This is a genomic window from Kitasatospora putterlickiae (assembly GCF_039527695.1).
Taxonomy (GTDB): Bacteria; Actinomycetota; Actinomycetes; order Streptomycetales; family Streptomycetaceae; genus Kitasatospora; species Kitasatospora putterlickiae.
This window is the reverse complement of sequence record NZ_BAAAKJ010000185.1, coordinates 4,770-8,504: the sequence shown is the minus strand read 5'-3', so window position 1 is coordinate 8,504 and position 3,735 is coordinate 4,770. Positions and strand designations below refer to the sequence as shown.

At 73.6% G+C, this 3,735-nt stretch carries 4 protein-coding genes; 1 reads left to right on the top strand and 3 read right to left on the bottom strand.

The window, feature by feature from the left end; translation table 11 throughout:
* A partial coding sequence (locus ABD308_RS18520) for a peptidoglycan-binding domain-containing protein (protein WP_344335832.1) occupies positions 1 to 332 on the top strand: 332 nt, incomplete at its 5' end.
* A gap of 28 nt (positions 333 to 360) precedes the next feature.
* On the opposite strand, the gene ABD308_RS18515 is transcribed toward ABD308_RS18520, so the two are convergent.
* From ABD308_RS18515 to ABD308_RS18505, 3 genes are all read right to left on the bottom strand, one after another.
* Positions 361 to 945 (bottom strand): TMEM165/GDT1 family protein, encoded by a 585-nt coding sequence (locus tag ABD308_RS18515; protein WP_344335830.1) that lies wholly within the window; start codon positions 943 to 945, stop codon positions 361 to 363.
* Positions 946 to 1,189: 244 nt separating this feature from the next.
* Complete coding sequence (locus tag ABD308_RS18510; protein ID WP_344335828.1) at positions 1,190 to 1,975, bottom strand: ABC transporter permease; 786 nt, start codon at positions 1,973 to 1,975, stop codon at positions 1,190 to 1,192.
* 3 nt (positions 1,976 to 1,978) lie between these two features.
* Positions 1,979 to 3,721 (bottom strand): dolichyl-phosphate-mannose--protein mannosyltransferase, encoded by a 1,743-nt coding sequence (locus ABD308_RS18505; protein ID WP_425554795.1) that lies wholly within the window; start codon positions 3,719 to 3,721, stop codon positions 1,979 to 1,981.
* Positions 3,722 to 3,735: the final 14 nt, after the last annotated feature.

Genomic DNA, 3,735 nt, shown 5'->3' with positions numbered 1-3,735 from the left:
CCCGGGCGTCACCCGCGCCCCCGGCGCCGCTCCCCACCACCCCGCCCCCGCACACCAGCCCGCCCCCGACCGCCCCGGCCACCCCCACCCCGACGCCGACCCCGACGGTCCGCGTCCTGCAGTACGGGATGGAGGGGCCCGACGTCCAGGCGCTGCAGCGGCAGTTGGGCATCGTGATCTGCTGGCAGAAGGTGCCCCCGACCGGAAAGTACGACGACCGCACCCAGCAGATCGTCATGTACTTCCAGGACATCAACGGCATCCGGGGCGACGAGCGCGGCGTCTACGGCCCAGCCACCCGCACCGCCCTGGAGGGGCGCACGGGCTGCTGAGCCCACGGCGGGCCCAACCCCGGGGGCGTCAGCCCTTGATCGCCTGGAAGATGCTGAACCCGGCCATCAGGACCATCACACCGGCCGCGACCCGGATGATCATCTTCATCGGAACGTGCTTCAGCAGCTTCTGCCCGCCCAGGATCGCGATCCCGGCCACCGAGCACAGCGCCAGCCAGGCGCCCAGGCCCACGGCGAGCGGGTCGGCGTACTTGGCGGCCAGGTTGGCGGTCATGATCTGGGTCAGGTCGCCGAACTCGGCGATCGCCACGACCACGAAGCTGGCCCCGGCGACCTTCCAGAAGCTGTTCGCGGACGGCTCCTTGGCGGCGTGCCCGTCCTCGTCGTCCCCGCCGTGGAACAGCAGCATCGCCGCGCCGGCCAGGAACAGCACACCGGTGACGCCCTCCACCCAGCGGTGCGGCAGCAGCGAGAGCAGCTTTCCGGCGACCAGGGCGATGCCCACCTGGAGCGCGAAGGCGGCGGCGATCCCGGCGAACACGTAGCTCGCCCGGTACTTGGCACCGAGCATCAGACTGGCCAGGGCGGTCTTGTCGGGCAGCTCGGACAGGAAGACGATGCCGAACGTGATCGCGGCGACGGTCAGACTCATCGGGGGTGGTGTCCCTCGGGTTCGGGCTGCCGGCCCGCAGCAGCTCCGTCAGGGGTCGCTCCGGCCCGACAGCGCTGGTTGGTTGGCCACGGAACACGCACGACGCGCGCCCGTACACACAGCACTGCGGCCGAAGGTCTCGCCGGCACCGTCACGCAACCGTGGTGCCCCGGGCGCCGGGCCCCGATGGGGCCAGTATGTCGACGGTCCGGTGGAGGGCTACTCCCCTTCAACGGCGCCCAGCCTACCCGATCACCCCTCCCGGCCGCCCGGCATCGACCAAACCCCGGCCGACCAGCTCCAGCACCGCCACCACCGCCACCGACTCCACCGCCAGCAGCCCGATCAGGACGAAGAGCTGCACCGCGCCCGCCTGGACCGGCGAGGCCCCGCCGAGCAGCATGCCGACGAAGGCTCCCGGAAGGGTGACCAGGCCCACCGTCCGGGTCTGGTCGAGCGCCGGGACCAACGAGGTGGCGGCGGCGGTGCGGCAGATCTCCATCCGGGCGTCCCGCTCCTCGAAGCCGAGCGCCAGCGCCGCCTCGACCTCCCCGTGCCGCTGGCGCAGCTCGTCCAGGGCGCGCCGTCCGGACAGCGAGGTGGCGGTGAGCGCGCCGCCGATCAGGATGCCGGCGACCGGGATGACCGACAGGCCCTTCGGGGGCAGCAGCCCGCTGCCGAGCAACAGGACGAGCACCGGCAGCACCGCGGCCCCGATCGGCACGGCGGCCCACGGCCAGCCGCGCCCGGGGGCCGGCACCATCCGCCGCCCGGCGGTGCGCACCGCGACCGCGAACATCAGCAGCACGAAGAGCGCCGACCACCAGAGCGAGTCGACCACCCAGGTGATCACCAGCGCGACGGCGGCGAGCTGCGCCATCGCACGCAGCCCGGCCCGCAGGACGGCCCGCCCGTGGCCGAGCCGCCCCCACCCGGCGACGGCGACGGCCGCCAGCAGCAGCACCGCGGTGACCGCGCCCAGCCCCGGGGTGACCGGCAGCAGCCGCTCCCCGTCGGCGAGCGGGAGCACCGGTCAGATCCAGCCGGTGAACCACATCCGGTCCTGCCAGGACGTCATCGGGATCACCTCCGCCGTGTACAGCGGGTAGAAGAAGGCGAAGCAGGCCATGATCGCCAGCACGACCAGCCCGGCAGCGACCGCGCCGATCCGGCGCCGTTCGGGCGGGCAGCCCTCCGGTCCGAGCATCGCGCCCAGCATCTGCGCCACGGCCAGGCAGAGGAAGGGGACGAGCACCACCATGTAGAAGGAGAAGACCGTCCGCTCCTGGTACTGGAACCACGGCAGGTAGACGCCGGCCACGCCGCACAGCACCGCGCCGGAGCGCCAGTCCCGGCGGAAGAACCAGCGCCAGAGCAGGTAGAGCAGCGCGAAGCAGGCGGTCCACCAGAGCAGCGGGGTGCCGAGGCCGAGGATCTGCGCCGCGCAGCCGCCGGACGCGTCGCAGCCGCGCTGGCCGGCCGGCACCTGTTCCCAGTACATGGAGACCGGCCGGCCCTGGACCAGCCAGCTGAACGGGTTGGACTGGTAGGTGTGCGGGCTGCTCAGGCCGGTGTTGAAGTCGTACATCTGGGCGTGATAGTGCCAGAGGCTGCGCAGCGGCGCGGGCACCCAGCTCATCGACACCTGCGGGAGCCCGATGCCGAGGACGCTGTCGGGGGACAGTCCGGCCCGGTCGTCGGCCCAGTGCCGGTCGAAGCCGCCGCCGGTGAACAGCCAACCGGCCCAGCCGCCGACGTAGACGACGAAGGCGGAGCCGACCATGGCGAGGAAGGCGGGCACCGCGTCGAGGCGCAGCATCGAGCGCCAGGGGCGGCGGGCGCCGGCCCAGCGGCGGCCGGACTGGTCCCACAGCACGGTGAGCAGGCCGAAGGCGGCGAGCACCATGGCGCCGTTCCACTTGACCCCGGCGGCGGCGCCCAGGCAGAGGCCGGCGGTGATCCGCCAGGGCCGCCAGCCGAGCCGGACGGTGTCGCCGCCGCGGTCGGGCAGGACGGCGGCGAGCCGGGCGCGGGTGCGGTCGCGGTCGATCAGCAGCGCGCCGAAGGCGGCCAGGACGAAGAACATCTGGACGCCGTCGAGCAGGCCGATCCGGCTCATCACCAGGTGGAGGCCGTCGACGGCCATCAGCAGGGCGGCGGTGCAGCCGATCAGGGTGGAGCCGAAGAGCCGGCGGCCGATCCTGGCGAGCATCAGCACGGTGAGGGTGCCGAGCAGCGCGGTCATGAACCGCCAGCCGAAGGGGTGCAGGCCGAAGGCCCACTCGCCGAGCGAGATCACCCATTTGCCGAGCGGCGGGTGGGCGATGAACTCGGGCGCGGAGGTGAGCGGGATCTGCTGCGGGACGGCCAGGACCTGCTCGTTCGCGTGCTCCGGCCAGGTGCCCTCGTAGCCCTGCCGGAGCAGGGACCAGGCGTCCTTGGGGTAGTAGGTCTCGTCGAAGACGAAGGCGTTGGGGTAGCCGAGGTTCCAGAACCGCAGCAGCCCGGCGAAGAGCGCCACGGCGATCGGGCCGAGCCAGTCGGAGCGGTCCGCCGCCCGGCGCAGCAGCCCCCGCCGCTCCGGTGCCGGGTCGGCCGGGGCCGGTGCCGCCGGGGGGTGGGTGAGCGCCGCTTGGGTCATGGTGTCGGTTGCCTCGCCGGTTCGCCTGTCTCGCCTGTGCCGGCCGCCGGCAGGTCGTGCCGGTGGCCGGGTCGGCCCGCGTCGGCCGGGGGCGGCCCGTACCGGCCCGTCCGACCGCGGCCGGACGGCCGACAGCCACCCACACCATG